Origin of the sequence: Lacrimispora sanguinis, from assembly GCF_044987295.1 — a bacterium.
Lineage (GTDB): Bacteria > Bacillota > Clostridia > Lachnospirales > Lachnospiraceae > Lacrimispora > Lacrimispora celerecrescens_B.
On record NZ_CP173277.1, the window covers coordinates 145,561 to 163,052 of the forward strand.

The 17,492-nt window shown below is 44.0% G+C and carries 18 protein-coding genes; 15 read left to right on the forward strand and 3 right to left on the reverse strand.

The window, feature by feature from the left end:
• The first annotated feature begins 104 nt into the window (after positions 1 to 104).
• The 7 genes from ACHZES_RS00640 (at position 105) to ACHZES_RS00670 (ending at position 4,866) form a co-directional block, all read left to right on the forward strand.
• Positions 105 to 236, forward strand: a complete 132-nt coding sequence (locus ACHZES_RS00640) for a hypothetical protein (RefSeq protein ID WP_278245567.1) — start codon at positions 105 to 107, stop codon at positions 234 to 236.
• The gene (locus ACHZES_RS00645) at positions 217 to 1,110 is read left to right on the forward strand and encodes a sigma-E processing peptidase SpoIIGA (RefSeq protein ID WP_051835160.1); all 894 of its coding nucleotides are present in this window, start codon (positions 217 to 219) and stop codon (positions 1,108 to 1,110) included. Before ACHZES_RS00640 ends, ACHZES_RS00645 begins: the two co-directional genes overlap by 20 nt.
• 27 nt (positions 1,111 to 1,137) lie before the next feature.
• Positions 1,138 to 1,878: an RNA polymerase sporulation sigma factor SigE gene (gene sigE, locus ACHZES_RS00650; RefSeq protein ID WP_038280784.1), complete on the forward strand. Its 741-nt coding sequence runs from the start codon at positions 1,138 to 1,140 to the stop codon at positions 1,876 to 1,878.
• Between the two features lie 115 nt (positions 1,879 to 1,993).
• Positions 1,994 to 2,473, forward strand: coding sequence for an RNA polymerase sigma factor (locus ACHZES_RS00655; RefSeq protein ID WP_038280786.1), 480 nt, complete (start codon positions 1,994 to 1,996; stop codon positions 2,471 to 2,473).
• 20 nt (positions 2,474 to 2,493) lie between these two features.
• Positions 2,494 to 3,363 (forward strand): DUF3298 and DUF4163 domain-containing protein, encoded by an 870-nt coding sequence (locus ACHZES_RS00660; protein WP_154520855.1) that lies wholly within the window; start codon positions 2,494 to 2,496, stop codon positions 3,361 to 3,363.
• Positions 3,364 to 3,503: 140 nt separating this feature from the next.
• Complete coding sequence (locus ACHZES_RS00665) at positions 3,504 to 4,421, forward strand: helix-turn-helix domain-containing protein (RefSeq protein WP_395547324.1); 918 nt, start codon at positions 3,504 to 3,506, stop codon at positions 4,419 to 4,421.
• Between the two features lie 16 nt (positions 4,422 to 4,437).
• A complete protein-coding gene (locus ACHZES_RS00670) occupies positions 4,438 to 4,866 on the forward strand; it encodes a DUF3788 domain-containing protein (protein WP_395547323.1) in 429 nt (142 codons plus the stop codon).
• Positions 4,867 to 5,026: 160 nt separating this feature from the next.
• On the opposite strand, the gene sigG is transcribed toward ACHZES_RS00670, so the two are convergent.
• The gene (sigG, locus tag ACHZES_RS00675; protein WP_038280791.1) at positions 5,027 to 5,803 is read right to left on the reverse strand and encodes an RNA polymerase sporulation sigma factor SigG; all 777 of its coding nucleotides are present in this window, start codon (positions 5,801 to 5,803) and stop codon (positions 5,027 to 5,029) included.
• A gap of 170 nt (positions 5,804 to 5,973) precedes the next feature.
• Entirely contained in the window at positions 5,974 to 6,744 is a 771-nt protein-coding gene (locus ACHZES_RS00680) for a type III pantothenate kinase (protein ID WP_154520852.1), read from the reverse strand.
• An 84-nt stretch (positions 6,745 to 6,828) separates the two neighbouring features.
• Here ACHZES_RS00680 and coaBC point away from each other — a divergent pair, with 84 nt between their 5' ends.
• The 8 genes from coaBC to ACHZES_RS00720 all read left to right on the forward strand — a co-directional run bounded on the left by coaBC (position 6,829) and on the right by ACHZES_RS00720 (position 15,503).
• On the forward strand, positions 6,829 to 8,037 hold the full coding sequence (gene coaBC, locus ACHZES_RS00685; protein ID WP_395547322.1) for a bifunctional phosphopantothenoylcysteine decarboxylase/phosphopantothenate--cysteine ligase CoaBC: 1,209 nt from the start codon (positions 6,829 to 6,831) through the stop codon (positions 8,035 to 8,037).
• 4 nt (positions 8,038 to 8,041) lie between these two features.
• Positions 8,042 to 8,857: an alpha/beta hydrolase gene (locus tag ACHZES_RS00690; RefSeq protein WP_038280796.1), complete on the forward strand. Its 816-nt coding sequence runs from the start codon at positions 8,042 to 8,044 to the stop codon at positions 8,855 to 8,857.
• A gap of 84 nt (positions 8,858 to 8,941) precedes the next feature.
• Positions 8,942 to 10,531, forward strand: a complete 1,590-nt coding sequence (locus tag ACHZES_RS00695; protein ID WP_395547321.1) for a peptide chain release factor 3 — start codon at positions 8,942 to 8,944, stop codon at positions 10,529 to 10,531.
• Between the two features lie 92 nt (positions 10,532 to 10,623).
• Positions 10,624 to 11,076 carry a GatB/YqeY domain-containing protein gene (locus tag ACHZES_RS00700; RefSeq protein ID WP_395547320.1) on the forward strand — a complete coding sequence of 151 codons (453 nt, stop codon included), beginning with the start codon at positions 10,624 to 10,626 and terminating at the stop codon, positions 11,074 to 11,076.
• Between the two features lie 19 nt (positions 11,077 to 11,095).
• Positions 11,096 to 12,499 carry a dipeptidase PepV gene (gene pepV, locus ACHZES_RS00705; RefSeq protein WP_395547319.1) on the forward strand — a complete coding sequence of 468 codons (1,404 nt, stop codon included), beginning with the start codon at positions 11,096 to 11,098 and terminating at the stop codon, positions 12,497 to 12,499.
• A gap of 389 nt (positions 12,500 to 12,888) precedes the next feature.
• Positions 12,889 to 13,911, forward strand: a complete 1,023-nt coding sequence (locus ACHZES_RS00710; protein WP_038280884.1) for a methionine ABC transporter ATP-binding protein — start codon at positions 12,889 to 12,891, stop codon at positions 13,909 to 13,911.
• Positions 13,901 to 14,566 carry a methionine ABC transporter permease gene (locus ACHZES_RS00715; RefSeq protein ID WP_038280801.1) on the forward strand — a complete coding sequence of 222 codons (666 nt, stop codon included), beginning with the start codon at positions 13,901 to 13,903 and terminating at the stop codon, positions 14,564 to 14,566. Before ACHZES_RS00710 ends, ACHZES_RS00715 begins: the two co-directional genes overlap by 11 nt.
• 46 nt (positions 14,567 to 14,612) lie before the next feature.
• Positions 14,613 to 15,503 carry a MetQ/NlpA family ABC transporter substrate-binding protein gene (locus ACHZES_RS00720; RefSeq protein ID WP_038280803.1) on the forward strand — a complete coding sequence of 297 codons (891 nt, stop codon included), beginning with the start codon at positions 14,613 to 14,615 and terminating at the stop codon, positions 15,501 to 15,503.
• Positions 15,504 to 15,627: 124 nt separating this feature from the next.
• Here ACHZES_RS00720 and ACHZES_RS00725 read toward each other — a convergent pair whose 3' ends face one another.
• Positions 15,628 to 17,097: a glycoside hydrolase family 5 protein gene (locus ACHZES_RS00725; protein WP_395547318.1), complete on the reverse strand. Its 1,470-nt coding sequence runs from the start codon at positions 17,095 to 17,097 to the stop codon at positions 15,628 to 15,630.
• Positions 17,098 to 17,492: the final 395 nt, after the last annotated feature.

Genomic DNA, 17,492 nt, shown 5'->3' on the forward strand with positions numbered 1-17,492 from the left:
TAAATAGAATGTGAAAAACAGTCGAACATGGCAGAAAATGCTGTGGCCGGCTGTTTTTTGTTGCGCAGCCATGGGAGAAAGCGTCCTTTTTGAATTTTGTCCATTTGTCAGGAAGAGAGGAGGAAGAGACAAAAGGGGAACGTGTGGTCTGTAAGAATGTGTCGGCAAATGCCGTGGCAGGATGGAAAAAGGCGATAAAAAATTGGAATCATCCCCATGGTTTTGACAAATTCTGAATGGCTTACTGGCTATAATGTTCGTACAGGGCGGGAGGTGAAAGTGGCGACGGAAATAAACCTGTATATTGATGTGTTGTTCTTAACTAATTTTGCCATGGATTTCCTGGTATTATCCATTGTAAGACGGGGGATGAAGTATCGTCTCATATGGTGGAGAATGATTCTTGGGGCTATTTTGGGGGCAGCTTGGGCTGTGTTTGCTGCCGCTTTTCCATTTTTACCCCTGTGGCTTGAGATGGTAATAACCTATCTGGCAGTGAGCACCCTGATGGTGATGACGGCTTTCGACGTAAAAAGACCAAAGGAAATAGGGAAAGCAGTAAGTGCTCTTTATCTGGCTGCAGTTACAACGGCAGGCATAATGGATGCCCTATATCAGCATACGAAGGCCGGCTATTATATAGAACAGATTCTTAGAGGAAATGGTCAGGAAGCCATGCCCTTTTACCGGTTGATTTTTATTGCAGCGGGTACTTACTTTGGAATCCGCTGCTTTCTGCGGCAGATTTCCGCCATGCTTAAGGGGAAGAACAATTTTTATGAAGTTACCATGCATTACAGAGGAAAGAAAAAGGTAGTAACGGCGCTGCTTGATACAGGAAACAGGCTGTATGAACCAGTAAGCCGTCGGGCCGTCCATGTTGTGACCTATGAAGCTATCCGGGAGCTTTGCGAAAGTGTGTCGGAGGTCGTTTATATTCCCTACGGCAGTGTTGGGAAAAGTGACGGCGTGCTGCCCGGAATCTTTTTGGATGAGATGGAGGTACGTCAAGGGGATGAAGTGAAGGTGATTGAAAGGCCTCTGGTGGCCGTATGCAAAAAGACATTATCCGTAAATGGAGAATATCAGATGCTGCTGCATGAAGAGTGAGTGAACGAAGTAAAGGAGAGAGTATCAATGATTATAAAAGTATCCGTACCAAACCGTTTCCAGTTTAAGGCAATTCCAACATTTAAAACATTGATGATGCCATCACAGGGGGAGGTTCATTACATAGGGGGAGCTGATATTCTTCCTCCGCCTCTGGACAATGAAAAAGAAGCACAGATTATTGGGCTTCTTGGCAGTGATGATGATCAGAGAGCAAAATCAGAGTTAATTGAACATAATCTCCGTCTGGTGGTATACATAGCGAAGAAGTTTGATAATACCAGTGTTGGGGTGGAGGATTTAATTTCCATAGGTACCATCGGACTCATTAAGGCCATTAATACGTTTAATCCGAATAAAAACATTAAATTGGCCACCTATGCCTCCCGCTGCATTGAAAATGAAATACTCATGTACCTGCGCCGGAATAACAAGACCAAGATGGAGGTTTCCATTGATGAGCCTTTGAACGTGGACTGGGATGGGAACGAACTCCTTTTATCAGATATTCTCGGAACCGAAGAGGACGTTATTTATAAGGATTTAGAAACTGAGGTGGAACGAAACCTTTTAAATACTGCCATCAGCCGATTAAGCCCAAGGGAGAGAAAGATCGTGGAGCTGCGGTTTGGACTCACAGATGAGGAAGGAGAGGAAATGACCCAGAAAGAAGTTGCGGATTTACTGGGGATCTCCCAGTCCTATATATCCAGACTGGAAAAGAAGATTATGAAGAGGTTAAAAAAAGAAATTGTACGGTTTGAGTAACCGTTATGGCTGAAAAAAGGGAAGACTTAACATAGTCTTTCCTTTTTTTGTTAATTATGAAACTTTTTTGCGTTATAATACGTCTAATAGATAGAACCCCAGAGAGGAGGAAGAAATGAAACAAAAGATTGAAGAAGAGGCAGAACGAATCCTTTTGAAAAATTATGAATCTTATTACCGGCTTGCGTACAGTTATGTAAAAAATGAACAGGATGCCCTGGATATCGTTCAGGAGAGTGCATACCGGGTAATTAAGGAATGCAGGAGACTGAGAGAAGAAACCTATTTGTCGACCTGGATTCACCGGATTGTCATAAATGCATCCATTGACTTTTTAAGGAAGCAGAAAAAGGAAAGCGTGAGCTTTGATGAGGTGGAGATTCCGCATGAAGACAGTTATAAGGAAGATGATCCTCTGGAGCTTTTAAGTTCATTAGAGGAAAAGGATCGTACAATCGTGATTTTAAAATATATGGAGGAATGGAAACTGGAAGAAATTGCTGAAATACTGGAAATGAACGTGAGTACTGTTAAGGCCAGGCTATACCGGGCACTGAAGAAACTAAAGATTTTACTGGAACCCGAGATTACGTAGGAGAGAAAGGAGCAGTTATTATGGAACACAGTGATGAGGAAAAACTGTTAAGGATGAAAGATAGATACCATAATATTCCTGTGCCGGATGCTGCCCGTACAGTTATGGCGGCAGGAATTGAGAGAGCAAAAAAAGAAAAGAGGAGAATTCAGATGATGAAAATGACAAAAAGAACAGGAATCACAGCAGCAGCTGCAATGGCAGCAATCGTAATTATGGCAAATGCCAGCCCGGTTACCGCCAATGCTATGGAGGAAATTCCGGTTTTAGGAGCAATCGCAAAGGTTGTTACATTCCGTACCTTTGAGGATGCCAATAATAATTATGAGGCTAAAATAGATATCCCAAAGGTTTCCATTAATGAGAAGGATAATGTGAAGGTTAACCGTTCCATTGAAGAGTACGCCAATCAGCTGATTGCAGAATATGAAAAGCAGGTGGCTGGAGATCAGGCAGGTGACGGCCACTATTCCGTGACCTCCAGCTATGATGTTGTAACAGACAACGATAAATACCTTTCCCTGCGGATCAATACAACGGTTGTTATGGCCAGCGGAGCGGAATCTGTAAAGATCTTTACCATTGATAAGGAGACAGGAAACGTGGTGTCTTTAAAGGATCTGATGAAAGATAAGGCTGACTACATTACTGCCATCAGTGATAATATCAAAAAGCAGATGGAAGAACAAATGGCAGCGGATGATTCAAAGATGTATTTTTATAATACTGGAGAGGATTCCGTGGACGAATTCAAGCAGATTACCGGGGATGAAAGCTTTTACTTTAATGCCAATGGAGAAATCGTAATCGCATTTGACGAATATGAAGTGGCTCCAGGATACATGGGTGCAGTAGAGTTTACCATACCAAAAGATGTAACCGGATTTTAAGCGAATATCCGAATGACTTTCATGTGGAACAAACCCGCCTTTTAATTTGGAAAGGCGGGTTTGTTTTTTGTGAAATGGGCACTGTATGAGAAGCGTAAAAAGAAAACTTGTGGTATTCTTGTTTCATGGAGGTGTAACATATGCACGCATGGGAAGCAATACAAAAATCATTGGATTATATTGAAATACACACAACAGAAGAAATCAGCATTGAAACGCTTGCAGATATTGCCGGTCTATCACCCTATTATTTTCAAAGATTATTTAAGCGGCTTGTTAAAAGATCAGTATTTGAATATGTAAAGCTGCGTAGATTGGCTCAATCTGTGGAAGCCTTGAAAGATCATAAGCGAATTGCAGATGTTGCCGCAGAGTACGGATTTTCAAGCCATGCAAATTTTACAAGGGCATTTAAAGAGGCCTATAACATTACACCGGATGAATATCGTGTTAAGTCGACTCCTCTTAATCAGATGAACAAGCCGGATTTACAGCTTAACTATATATTGATAGATGAAAATGTACCTTTAATCGCTGACGGTATTGTTATGGAAATCACAAGAAAGCAATTGATTCATCCGGAAACATATTATGGTTTAACGACAAAAGTATTAATATCCAATCAGATACCTGTGGGTGAGGCGACAGGCATTGATACACCTTTTATTTTGTGGGAACGTTTTCACCAAATGAAACCGGAAATAAAGGGGCTGATACCTAATGGCATAGAACTTGGCGCTTCTATGATGGGTGACATGGAAAACGGTACATTCACTTACTTTGCAGGAGCGCCTGTAGATGGTGAAGTACCTGCCGCAAATGGCATGACAGTCTGGGAATTACCTGAAGCCGAATATATTATTTGTTCTATTGAGGCGGAAACTTTTGCGGAACTTGCCACAACCGCTCTTAATAAGGCTATGACATACCTGATCAGCACGTGGCTTCCCAGCCGCAGGTTGACAATCCGGCCATTTTCGGCGGAAAAATATTATCCGGCAGCTTCTGACGGCTTCTCTATGGAAATATGGGTAATACCTGTTCCACTGCCAGATTAAAACTTAGGAGGAATATATGGAGTGGAGCGAGTTATACGGCCGTGTTCATCAGCCTGCGTATGAAAACTTCAGTGAGTATGTAAATAGTGATTTATGGTTGGAGCTAAATTCCTATATTCAGGAAACCTATCATATCCTACCCCAAATAGAGTATAGCGGCTGCTCTATGCAAAAAGGATGGAATATAAAATACAGGAAGGGTGGTAAATCCCTATGTACCCTTTATCCAATGCAAGGATACTTTATCGTGCTGGCAGTAATAGGAGAACGTGAAATCAATGAAGCGGAATTGTTAATGCCACTATGCAGTGAATATACTCAAAACCTTTTTAAGCAGACGATTTCCGGATACAGTGGAAAGTGGATGATGATTGATGTAAAAAAACCGGCTGTACTGAATGATGTGAAAAATATAATTACATTACGGGTGTCTCGGAGAAAGTGAAAGAAATTACAAGGGAAAGCTGGATTCAATAGAATGAAAGATAGATTTTTAAGACTAAGTAAATGAGGTGATATCAGGAGTGAGAAATCTCCCCGGTATATGTAAAAGCCTGCCTTCTTAAACAGAAAGGTGGGCTTTGTATTTATAAGGAAGCCATTACCTAAGAAAGGTAATTCTTCATGGTTTTTAATGCGTTTTTTTCCAGGCGGCTTACCTGTGCCTGACTGATATGGATTTCTTCTGCTACCTCAGTCTGAGTCTTTCCTTCAAAAAAACGCATATCAATGATATGGCGCTCCCTCTCGGGTAGGCGTCTCATGGCCTCGTTTAAGGAGATGTCCTCTACCCAGTTTTCCTCTAGGTTTTTTTTGTCACTGATCTGGTCCATGACAAAAAGAGGATCACCGCCGTCGGAATAGACCGGCTCATAAAGGCTGACCGGGCTTTGAATGGCATCTAATGCATACGTAATGTCTTCTTTGCTGACTCCGATTTCATCGGCGATCTCCATTAAGGTAGGTTCCTTTAAGTTTTTCTTCATCAGATTTTCTTTGGCATAGATCGCCTTATAAGCGGTATCACGCAGAGAACGGCTGACACGGATGGAATTATTATCCCGAAGATAACGCCGTACTTCGCCCAGGATCATGGGCACCGCATAGGTGGAGAATCGGACGTTCTGCGTAATATCGAAATTATCAATGGCTTTAATCAAACCGATGCAGCCAATCTGAAATAGGTCGTCCACGTTTTCATTGCTGCCGGAAAAACGTTGTATGACACTGAGAACCAGTCTTAAGTTTCCCTTGATGTAATCTTCTCTGGCCTTTTTATCCCCGTCAAGAATCCGTTTGAATAGAATTTCCTTCTCTTCATTGTTAAGAAGAGGAAGTTTGGAAGTATTGACACCGCAAATCTCTACTTTGTATCCAGACATATCTTTCCCTCCGCATCATTCTTTATTACTGCAAGCAAGCTTATGCTGCAATGGCCAAATACCTTACAGCTTACTGCGGGGTATTTGACTATCATAAAGAAATGATGTACTCATTCGAGGGCTTTTATACGATAGCCGAATCAAATTATTTTCCAGTTTTTAGGTCATTATTAATCCTGCTTATTTTTTTCATACAGAACCAGCAGTCCCTTTAATAGTAGAGCTTCGTCATATTGAATTTTATGATAACAAAGCGGGATGACGGATGAGGCCAGTCCTCCGGTTGCCACAAGGCTTTCAAAAGCCCCAAGTTCTTCCTCCATACGGTCGATGACACCGTCGATCATGGCGGCATTGCCGTAAAGGATTCCGTTTTTCATGCAGTCAATGGTATTTTTGCCGATTACCCTGGTGGGTTTGTTTAAACCGATGTAAGGGAGCTGGGCGGCCCGGCTGCTTAAGGAATCCAGGGAGACTCTAAGGCCGGGGAATATAATTCCGCCGGAGTAGTTTCCATCCCGGTCAATGACGGACATGGTGGTAGCGGTTCCCATGTCAACGATGATGATGGGTGCCGGATATTCTTTTAAAGCAGCAACTGCATTCACGATTAGATCGCTGCCAACTGTTTTAGGGTTGTCCATCTTGATGTTGAGTCCTGTTTTCATTCCGGAGCCGACCACCATGGGTGTCTTTCCTGTTATTTTTTTAACAGCACTCACGACTACATCGGTAAGAGGAGGAACAACCGAAGACAGGATTGCCCCTTCTATCGAAGAGAGGGGCAGATTGTGAATTTCCATAATATCTTTTATATTAACCGCATATTCCAGCTCTGTTTTTCCGAGATTGGTGGTAACTCGCTCTACAAAGTAGATGCCTGTATTGTCGATGCCGCCTATGACAATATTGCTGTTTCCCATATCAATGGCCAAAATCATAAAGGGAACTCCTTTCCAACTTTTTTTTCTTGTGCTATACTGTAGAGTATCATATTTTAAGACGAAAAACAACGGGAGGCACTTATGCTGAAAGGAAAAAATATCATTTTAGGAGTAACAGGAAGCATTGCGGCCTATAAGATAGCCGGGCTTGCCAGCATGCTGGTAAAAAAGGGCTGCAAGGTACATGTCTTAATGTCCCAAAATGCCACGAATTTTATTAATCCCATTACGTTTGAAACATTAACAGGCAATAAATGTCTGGTGGATACTTTTGACCGCAATTTTCAGTATAACGTGGAGCATGTATCCTTAGCAAAGCTTGCCGACGTTGTATTGATCGCTCCGGCCAGTGCCAATGTGATCGCAAAGCTGGCTCATGGAATCGCGGATGACATGCTGACAACCACTGTTTTGGCATGCAGATGCAAGAAAATCATTTCTCCTGCCATGAATACCAATATGTACGAAAATCCAATTGTTCAGGATAATATAAGAATTTGTGAGTCCTATGACATGGAAGTGATCAAACCTGATTTCGGGTATCTGGCCTGCGGTGATATAGGGGCAGGAAAGATGCCGGATCCTGAAGTACTGTTTGATTTCATTGAAAAAGAGGTCTGCTTTGAAAAAGACCTGGAAGGAAAGAAAATTCTGGTTACGGCCGGTCCCACCAGGGAAGCCATTGATCCGGTCCGTTTTATCACCAACCATTCCACAGGGAAAATGGGCTATGCAGTGGCAAAGGCAGCCTCTCTAAGAGGAGCTGACGTGACGTTAGTGAGCGGAAAAACGGCTGAACCAAAGCCTCGGTTTGTCCGTCTCATGGAGGTTGACAGCGCAAAGGAAATGTTTGATGTGGTTACGTCGGAAGCGGAATTTAAGGATGCCATTATAAAGGCCGCCGCTGTGGCGGATTACCGTCCAAAGCACGTGGGAACGGAAAAAACAAAGAAAAAAGAGGGAGAAATGGTTATAGAACTGGAACGGACGGACGATATCCTTAAATGGTTGGGAGAACACCGTAAAAAGGGACAGTTTCTTTGCGGCTTTTCCATGGAAACCCAAAATATGCTGGAAAATTCAAGAGTAAAGCTAGATAAAAAGAAGATAGACATGATTGTTGCCAATAACTTAAAAGTGGAAGGAGCCGGCTTTGGAACAGATACCAACGTAGTTACGATCATAACCAGGGAAAAAGAGCTGCCACTTAATACCATGACAAAAGATGAAGTAGCGCATCGCATTCTGGATGAGATATTTACCCGTCAGAATGAGGGAAAAAAGGAGTAGTATTATGAGAATTGAGAAAAGACAAATCGTTGTACCAGGGCAGAAGACAGGCCCGGTGTGTTTGACTGGCTATTTGCTGGACAGCATAAGTGTTAACCCGGATATCCTTCGCCCTGCTGTTATTGTGCTCCCAGGAGGAGGATACAGCCGGCGGTCGGATCGGGAGAGTGAGCCTATCGCTTTGCAATTTATGGCCATGGGCTGTCATGCATTTATTTTGGATTACAGCGTGGATCCCAATCGTTTCCCCACTTCCCTAAGGGAACTTGCGGAAGCGGTGGCTGTAATTCGGCAGCACGGAGCAGAGTGGAAGATTGACACGAATAAAATCATTCCATGCGGTTTTTCTGCCGCCGGACATTTGGCCTGCAGTCTTGGGGTCTTCTGGGACAGAGATTTTGTGTGGGAAGCCATAAAAAGGACTCCTGATGAGATCCGTCCGGACGGACTGATCTTAAATTATCCTGTGATCACAAGCGGGGAATTTAAGCATGCCGGTTCTATGATAAGCCTTTTAGGAGAGAATGCGACAAAGGAGGAGACAGAGGCGGTATCCCTTGAGAACTTTGTGACGGAAAAGACCCCAAAAACTTTCCTGTGGCATACGTATACCGATGCTGCGGTGCCTTTAGAAAACAGCCTGCTCCTGGCTGCCGCCATGAGAAGGCATCAAGTGAATTTTGAGCTTCATGTTTATCCTGCGGGAGTTCATGGTCTGTCTCTGGCCAGCGTGGAAACCGCAGGCTCCAATGAGTCCCTCTTAGAACCTTCCTGCCAGAGCTGGATTTCCCTTGCAAAAACATGGCTTTCTAATTTTTAATATGGAAGAGAGAATCTTGACTTATGGTTAGAATCATACTACAATAGACGAGATCTAGACGTAAATTTTGGAGGAACTATTTTTGTGAATATAGCGGAAGAAATTAAAAAGAGAAGAACATTTGCCATCATTTCCCATCCGGATGCGGGAAAGACTACCTTGACGGAGAAATTTCTGCTTTACGGAGGAGCCATTAATCTGGCCGGAACCGTAAAAGGAAGAAAGGGCGCCAAGCATGCCGTTTCCGACTGGATGGAGATTGAAAAGGAGAGAGGTATTTCCGTCACCTCCTCTGTGTTACAGTTTAATTACGACGGATTCTGCATCAACATTCTGGACACACCAGGCCACCAGGATTTCTCTGAGGATACCTACCGTACCCTTATGGCGGCCGATTCCGCTGTCATGGTCATTGACGGTTCCAAAGGTGTGGAGGCCCAGACCATCAAGCTGTTTAAAGTCTGCGTTATGCGTCATATCCCCATTTTTACATTTGTGAATAAGATGGACCGGGAAGCAAGAGACCCCTTTGAACTGATGGATGAGATCGAAGAGGTGCTTGGGATCCGGACCTGTCCGGTTAACTGGCCCATAGGCTGCGGAAGAGAGTTTAAAGGGGTATATGACCGCTTTAAAGAAACCATAACCACATTCCGGGCGACTACCAACGGCCAGAAGGAAGTGGAAGCTACGGAAGTCCAGTTGGGAGATGCCCAGGTGGATGCAATGATCGGAGAAAGCTATCATAAACAGCTTATGGAGGATATCGAGCTGCTTGACGGTGCCAGCGATGAGCTGGATATGGACCGTGTCGGCAGGGGAGACTTATCTCCCGTATTTTTCGGTTCTGCTCTTACGAACTTTGGTGTGGAGATATTTTTGCAGCATTTCCTTCAGATGACAACCTCGCCTCTGCCAAGGCTGACGACAACAGGAGTTGTGGATCCCTTTGAAGAGGAATTTTCCGCTTTTGTATTCAAAATACAGGCCAATATGAATAAGGCTCACAGAGACCGTGTTGCATTCATGCGGATCGTCTCCGGCAAGTTTGACGCGGGCATGGAAGTAAACCATGTGCAGGGCAACAAAAAAATGCGTTTGTCCCAGCCGCAGCAGATTATGGCCCAGGACAGGAAGATCGTGGAAGAGGCCTATGCAGGTGATATTATCGGAGTCTTTGATCCGGGCATTTTTTCCATCGGAGATACTCTTTGCAAATCCAATGAAAAATTTGAATATGAGGGTATTCCCACCTTTGCGCCAGAGCATTTTGCAAGAGTGCGGCAGATGGATACCATGAAAAGAAAGCAGTTTATTAAGGGCGTAAACCAGATCGCACAGGAAGGTGCCATTCAGATCTTCCAGGAGTTTAATACCGGAATGGAAGAGATCATCGTAGGAGTTGTGGGTGAGCTGCAGTTTGAGGTATTGACCTACCGTCTGGAAAATGAGTACAATGTGGAAGTCAGACTTGAAAAGCTTCCATATGAATATATCCGCTGGATCGTGAACAAAGAAGAACTTGATGTAGCAAAGATTCAGGGTACGTCCGATATGAAGCGGATCAAGGATTTAAAGGACAATCCTCTTCTCTTATTTGTAAACAGCTGGAGCGTTGGCATGGTACTAGACCGTAATCCGGGACTGAAGCTTTCTGAATTCGGTCACAACTAAGTAAAACACGTTTTGCATATTGCTTGCAAAAATGAGATGACAGAAAGCCGGTAACGGTTTAATTAGAATAAAAAATAAGGAGGCAGCAGACAATGAGTAAGATTGATGAAGTAAGAGCAGCAATGGTAGAGGCGATGAAGGCAAAGGATAAACCGCGAAAAGATGCCTTATCCATGCTTCTTTCTGCTCTTAAGAATTTTGAAATCGATAAGAAGGACCATACCCCAATTACGGAAGATGAGGCCAATACAATTGTAAAGAAGGAAATCAAGCAGAATCAGGAAACTCATGATCTTGCGCCGGAAGACAGGACGGATATCAGGGAAGAAGCAGCGTACCGTATTACCGTTTATAAGGAATTTGCGCCGGAGGATATGGGAGAGGAGCAGATTAAGGAGATTATTGAGTCTGTTCTTAAGGAACTTGGAATTGAAACTCCTACAGGAGCAGATAAAGGAAAAATTATGAAGGTCCTGATGCCCAAGGTAAAGGGAAAGGCAGACGGCAAGGCGGTAAATGAAGTACTGGCATCTATGATGAAATAAGAAAAAAGGGGTGTGGATCATGTATAGGAAAGAAATAGAAGAATATATAGAGTCACATAAACAGGAAATGATAGAAGACATCTGTACGCTGTGCCGCATTAACAGTGAAAAGATGCCATACCGGGAAGGGATGCCTTACGGACCGGGTGCGTTTGAAGCTTTGAACGAAGCACTGGATCTTGCAGAGTCCTACGGTTTTTCCATCACCAATTATGATAATTATGTTGGAACGGCAGATTTAAACAATAAGGAACGCCAGCTTGATATTCTGGCCCATCTTGATGTGGTGCCGGCAGGTGAAGGCTGGAAGGAAACGGAGCCTTTTGAGCCGGTAGTAAAAGGAGATAAATTGTTCGGCAGAGGAACAGCGGATGATAAAGGGCCGGCTGTCGCAGCTCTTTATGCCATGAGAGCGGTGAAAGAGCTGAATATTCCTCTTGAGAAAAATGTGCGTCTGATCCTTGGAACTGACGAAGAGTGCGGAAGCTCAGATATCGCTCATTATTATTCCATAGAAAAAGAAGCACCAATGACATTTTCTCCTGACGGCTCCTTCCCGGTTGTGAACACGGAAAAGGGTGGTTTAAATGGCCATTTCACCGCAGAATGGACAGCTTCTGATTTGCTTCCCAAACTGGTGAGCATAGATGCCGGAACCAAAGTAAACGTTGTTCCTGGAAAGGCCAATGCAGTTGTGAAGGGCCTTGATGCAAAAACCCTTGAACATGCAGCGGCAGAGTGTGAAAAAAGGACGGGAATCCGTTTTGAACTGAAGCTGGATGAAGACACAGCAGTCATAACTGCAATCGGTGAAAGCGCTCATGCCTCTCTTCCCGAGGAGGGAAATAACGCATTGACCGGGCTTCTTTCCTTCTTAACAGAACTTCCTCTGGCAGAATGTGAGCAGATGACCATGATCCGCCGCCTTTTAGAACTGATCCCTCACGGGGATACGAAGGGAGAAGCTCTTGGGATCGCAATGGAAGATGAGCTTTCCGGCAGCTTAACTCTGGCGTTCAGCTTATTAAAGGTAACAGAATCCGGTATTGAGGGAACCTTTGACAGCCGGTGTCCGGTCTGTGCGACTGAGGAGAATGTCCTTCAAGTGGTAAGAAGAAACATGGCTGAAAAGGGCTTTACCCTTCATAATGATTCCATGAAGCCGCCTCACCATGTGGATGGAAATTCGGAGTTTGTAAAGACTCTGTTAAATGCTTATGAAAGCTATACAGGCCGCAAAGGAGAGTGCGTATCCATGGGCGGCGGTACCTATGTCCATGAATTAAAGAACGGTGTTGCCTTCGGAGCTTCCATGCCGGGGACAGATAACCGGATGCATGGGGCAGATGAGTATGCAGTCATTGAAGAACTGATTGTAAGCGCAAAGATATTCGCGCAGGTGATTGTAGACTTATGTTCATAAAATTAGGTTTTTGTTTTAAATTTTAAAATAAGTATTGACAAAAATAAGAAGAGAGCGTAAAATACGCCTCATAAAGTAATTCCTAGTTTGCCTATAGGAATCAGTGGGAGGAGTAGCTGCCATGAACCAGTGGAGAGCCATGCAGATGAATATGAACATGATGAACGGCATGTGTATGATGATGTGTCGTGTATCAGAGTGCATAAAAATACGATAATCGTTTCATTTGTATGGATTGTGATTAATTCGCTGAGAGCAGCAATACGCGGAAAATTTAAGGTCGCAAGTCTGTGCAGGGCTTGCGGCCTTTTTGTATCTTAAAGAAACAACTTACGGTTATCCCATTATGCCCACGAAGTTGGGCGGGAATAAAGAAAGGAAATGGACAAATGCAGTCAGCAGAACCTATTATTCAGCTGGTGGGACTGGGAAAAGAGTTTCGTACCGCCAATGGCCCGATTAAGGCCTTAGACGATATCAACCTGTCCATAGAACAGGGAGAGATATTTGGAATTATCGGCTTAAGCGGAGCCGGAAAAAGTACTTTGGTCCGCTGTATCAATTATCTGGAAGTACCTACATCAGGAGATGTACTTTTTGAAAACAAGAGTCTGGCATCCATGCGGCCGCGGGAACAGAGGCTGGCCAGACAGTCCATGGGCATGATTTTTCAGCAGTTCAACTTACTGGCTCAAAGGAATGTTTTACAGAATGTATGCTTTCCGTTAGAAATCGCCAATGCGCCCAAGAAAGATGGAATAAAGAGGGCCATGGAGCTTTTGGAAATCGTTGGTCTTAAGGACCGGGCCAAGGCTTATCCGGCCCAGCTGTCAGGAGGACAGAAGCAAAGGGTCGCCATAGCAAGAGCCCTGGCAACCAATCCAAAGGTTCTCCTTTGCGATGAGGCTACAAGTGCTTTGGATCCAAATACCACAAAGTCCATACTTGGGCTTTTAAAAGATATTAACAAGTCCATGGGGGTTACTGTAGTTGTCATCACCCATGAGATGTCGGTAATAGAAGCGATCTGTGACCGGGTTGCGATTATTGACCAGAGCCACATTGCAGAAGTGGGAAGCGTAAAGGAAATATTCTCTGAGCCAAAGTCAAAGATTGGCAGACAGCTCATATTAGGAGATGCAGCAGAACAAGTCAGCCGTTTCGGAGGCTCCAAAAGAGTCCGGATTTCCTTTGACGGACGGTCTTCTTTTGAACCGGTTCTCGCCAATATGATATTAACCTGTAAAGTACCGGTAAATATTATGCATGCCGAGACCAGGGATATTAACGGAACTGCTATGGGACAGATGGTTATCCAACTTCCGGATAATGAGGTGGACCAGAACCGAGTGCTAAGTTATTTAAAAACAGCAGGGATTACACATGAGGAGGTGAAGAAACATGACCTTTGATGCGACAACGATTCAAATGCTTATTACCGGTATAGGAGAGTCTTTGTTTATGACGCTGACATCTTCCGTATTTTCTTATCTTATCGGTATCCCTCTGGGTATCATACTAATTGTTACAGATAAGGATGGGATTCATCCAATCCCCTGGCTCCAGCAGGTATTGGGACTTGTTATCAATCTGTTTCGCTCCATACCCTTTATTATTTTGCTTATCATGGTAATACCCGTTACAAAAATGATTGTTGGAACACTTTTGGGACCCAAGGCCGTGATTCCGCCTTTAGTAATAGCAGCTGCCCCATATGTTGCCAGAGTGGTGGAATCTTCTTTTAAAGAAGTAGACAGTGGTGTGGTAGAAGCGGCGAAATCTATGGGTGCTTCTACGTTTCAAATTATTTGTAAGGTTCTCCTTCCGGAGGCAAAGCCTTCCCTCCTGGTAGGAGCAGCACTTTCCGTAACAACCATATTATCCTATTCCGCTATGGCCGGGTTTGTAGGCGGCGGCGGTCTTGGTGATATAGCGATTCGATATGGATATTACCGTTATCAGACACAGATGATGTTTGTAACAGTCGCGATTCTTGTGATTATCGTCCAGATCATTCAGGAAACCGGAATGAGATTATCCAAAAAGAGCGACAAACGGGTTAAATAGTAACTGCCTCAGGCGTTACCATAAAAAATTTCAAGGAGGAACAATTATGAAAAAGTCACTTTATGTATTTTCAGCTGCATTGGTTGCAGCAGCAGCGTTAACTGCATGCTCAGGAAGTAAGGAAGCACCCGCAACAACTGCAGCAACACAAGCAGCATCAGGGGAAACAAAAGCAGAAGAAACAACAGCAGCAGAAACAACCGGCCAGCTGGAGAAGATCGTTGTAGGAGCAACTCCAGCCCCTCATGCAGAGATTTTAAATGCTGCAAAAGATATTTTAAAAGAAAAAGGTTATGAACTCGTAGTAAAGGAATATACGGATTATGTGCAGCCAAACATGGCTCTTGAATCCGGAGACTTAGATGCCAACTACTTCCAGCACAAGCCATACCTGGATCAGTTCAATGAGCAAAAAGGAACCGACCTTGTAAGTGCGGCAGCCATTCATTATGAGCCATTTGGCATCTATGCAGGAAAGACAGATTCTATTGATAAGCTTCCGGACGGAGCCCAGATCGCAGTTCCAAATGACGTTTCCAATGAGGCAAGAGCGCTTCTTTTACTGGCAGACCAGGGTCTGATCGGATTAAAGGAAGGTGTTGAACTGGATGCTACCAAGAATGATATTGTAAAGAACGATAAGAACTTTAAAATCGTTGAAGTAGAAGCAGCTCAGCTTCCCCGTTCCTTAGGCGATGTGGATGTGGCTGTTATCAATGGAAACTACGCCATTGAAGCAGGTTTAAAGGTATCCGATGCTCTGGCTGTGGAGGACGCAAAGTCTGTGGCAGCAACCCTTTACAGTAATATTATTGCGGTTCGCGCTGGTGAGGAAAGCAGCGAGAAGACCAAAGCTCTTGTTGAAGCTTTAACAAGCGATACTGTTAAAAAGTTTATCGAAGACACCTATGAAGGCGCAGTAGTTCCTTCTTTCTAAACAGGGAATTCCTTAAGAAATAAATAAAGGGCCGTTATGGAATGCTTTACGCATCTTCCATAACGGCCTTTTTGTCGGATATCTAATGTATGGCTACGCCTGACCGGGCTTTTTGCGGCATCATCTATTGCGCCAGCCGCTGTCTTAAAATCTCAAGATACCGTTCATTCTTATCGCAATGTTCCAAAGCAAAAGATTTCATAATTCTGGAGATATCCTCACGGCTTAAGTTTTTAAACTGATTTGCATATTCCGGCTGTAAGACACCTGCGGCAAAGCCGGTCAGCAGAGCGTAGTTCATACATTTCTGAAAAGTGCCGAAGGTATAATTCGGTGCTTCATCCAGGAGTGACAACATGTATTTGGTAAAATCCCTGGTCACTTCTTTACCAGGGCATTCGCTGCGCCAGGCGGTAAAGTTTTCAGCTCCTAAGAGACCCTTTAGCCGCTGGACCCCGGCGACCTGCCGAAGATATTCGCTATCGGGCTTAACCGTTACCCAGCCCATGGTTCCGCAGTCCTTATAGGTCCAGGTGGTCCAGTGAAGGCCCAGTTCATTCATTGCCTTTAACTGGTCATCCATGGATGCCAGGCGGTTTGGAACATCCTCTTCCCCAGTACAATACTGGGAACCAAACTCCCCGACCCATAAAGGAACCTGGTATTTTTCGGAAAATTGCCAGCCCTCTGTTTCCTTGATATGGGTTATCTGCTTTTCATAATCCCAGTAGCTGGCTGTCTCCACCCGGTCATTATGCAGCTCATCATAGTGTCCAGGATACTTGCCGGGACCGAAGCTGGAGACGATGTAATCGTGGGAGGAATAAACAAGGTTTTCAGCAAAAGGGGCCTCCAGGCCGGAAAAATTATGTCCATAGCAGTCGCCTTCGATAAAGATAATGTGGTCCGGGTCAACTTCCCGGATGGCATGTACGGTATTTCTTACAATCCGGTTGAAGGTTTCGTAATCTGAGGTGAAATTTTCGTACATGTTAAAGGGATAATCCCCGCTGCGGCAACTGGAGCTTGGCTCATTGAACAATTCATAGCCAGCCACTGCAGAGCGGCCGCAAAAACGCCGGGCAAGCTCCTGCATAAAGCTGATGTAGCGCTTTTGGTAGCAGGCATCGCTCCAGAACAGGGAGATGCCTCCGTCATTATCGCTGTGCCAGTGGGTGTTCTGCCAGCCCTGTATGGCATGCATATCTAAAATCACGTATAAGTGGTGGCGCTCGCATAGGGTGATGGCGGCTTCCAGAATTTCGAATCCTTTTTCCTTATATACAAAGGGCTCGGAATCATCTTCAAAATGCCGGTAGTTGAGCGCCAGGCGCACGCAGTTCGCCCCGGTGGAAGCGATAAAACTCAGATCCTTTTCAGACAAAAATTCTTTCATCATTTCTAAGAAGAAAAATTCTCCATCCTCTTTCCCCAGTCTGGCAGCCATGTGCTCTCGTAAGGAAATTTCCGTTCCCGGATAACCGTTGATAAAGTTTTCCATATTCATCCAACCGCCGATGCAGGTGCCGCGCAGATAGACCGGACTGCCGGATTCTGTTACAATTGCTTTCCCCCTGGTTTTAAGAAACTCCATAAAAATTCTCCTTTCGGTATGTAATTCACTTTATTGTATATTTTACCATTTATATGTGGATCGCTCAATATGATGAATTATCAACATTCTATATAAAACAGAGAAAAAATCAAGTCTAAATGTAAATGTTGACGGATTTTCATACTTAAAACCTTTCATTTTCATGTGGATGGAGGCTAATAGGCAGATCTATGACTATCTCACAGCAGGAGGAATGGATGTGATAAAACTTCCTAATCAGCGGCTGTTCCTACTGGTATTTTTATTCCCGGTTTTTGCTAAAAAAAATATTAATTTTACAGACAATGGAAAATATTGTATAATTGCCATATTGTCGAAAGCAAAAACTTTTTCGACAATCGGATGTGCGGGCTGAAAAGCAGCCCATTCATTTG

Excerpts from the sequence above, each read along its gene's own strand:
- ACHZES_RS00690 (WP_038280796.1), top strand. The coding sequence starts at position 8,042 with ATGAGAATTGAGAAAAGACAAATCGTTGTACCAGGGCAGAAGACAGGC.
- ACHZES_RS00700 (WP_395547320.1), top strand. The coding sequence starts at position 10,624 with ATGAGTAAGATTGATGAAGTAAGAGCAGCAATGGTAGAGGCGATGAAG.
- coaBC (WP_395547322.1), top strand. The coding sequence starts at position 6,829 with ATGCTGAAAGGAAAAAATATCATTTTAGGAGTAACAGGAAGCATTGCG.
- pepV (WP_395547319.1), top strand. The coding sequence starts at position 11,096 with ATGTATAGGAAAGAAATAGAAGAATATATAGAGTCACATAAACAGGAA.
- ACHZES_RS00720 (WP_038280803.1), top strand. The coding sequence starts at position 14,613 with ATGAAAAAGTCACTTTATGTATTTTCAGCTGCATTGGTTGCAGCAGCA.
- sigE (WP_038280784.1), top strand. The coding sequence starts at position 1,138 with ATGATTATAAAAGTATCCGTACCAAACCGTTTCCAGTTTAAGGCAATT.
- ACHZES_RS00710 (WP_038280884.1), top strand. The coding sequence starts at position 12,889 with ATGCAGTCAGCAGAACCTATTATTCAGCTGGTGGGACTGGGAAAAGAG.
- ACHZES_RS00645 (WP_051835160.1), top strand. The coding sequence starts at position 217 with ATGGTTTTGACAAATTCTGAATGGCTTACTGGCTATAATGTTCGTACA.
- ACHZES_RS00680 (WP_154520852.1), bottom strand. The coding sequence starts at position 6,744 with ATGATTTTGGCCATTGATATGGGAAACAGCAATATTGTCATAGGCGGC.
- ACHZES_RS00665 (WP_395547324.1), top strand. The coding sequence starts at position 3,504 with ATGCACGCATGGGAAGCAATACAAAAATCATTGGATTATATTGAAATA.
- ACHZES_RS00715 (WP_038280801.1), top strand. The coding sequence starts at position 13,901 with ATGACCTTTGATGCGACAACGATTCAAATGCTTATTACCGGTATAGGA.
- ACHZES_RS00725 (WP_395547318.1), bottom strand. The coding sequence starts at position 17,097 with ATGGAGTTTCTTAAAACCAGGGGGAAAGCAATTGTAACAGAATCCGGC.
- sigG (WP_038280791.1), bottom strand. The coding sequence starts at position 5,803 with ATGTCTGGATACAAAGTAGAGATTTGCGGTGTCAATACTTCCAAACTT.
- ACHZES_RS00655 (WP_038280786.1), top strand. The coding sequence starts at position 1,994 with ATGAAACAAAAGATTGAAGAAGAGGCAGAACGAATCCTTTTGAAAAAT.
- ACHZES_RS00660 (WP_154520855.1), top strand. The coding sequence starts at position 2,494 with ATGGAACACAGTGATGAGGAAAAACTGTTAAGGATGAAAGATAGATAC.
- ACHZES_RS00670 (WP_395547323.1), top strand. The coding sequence starts at position 4,438 with ATGGAGTGGAGCGAGTTATACGGCCGTGTTCATCAGCCTGCGTATGAA.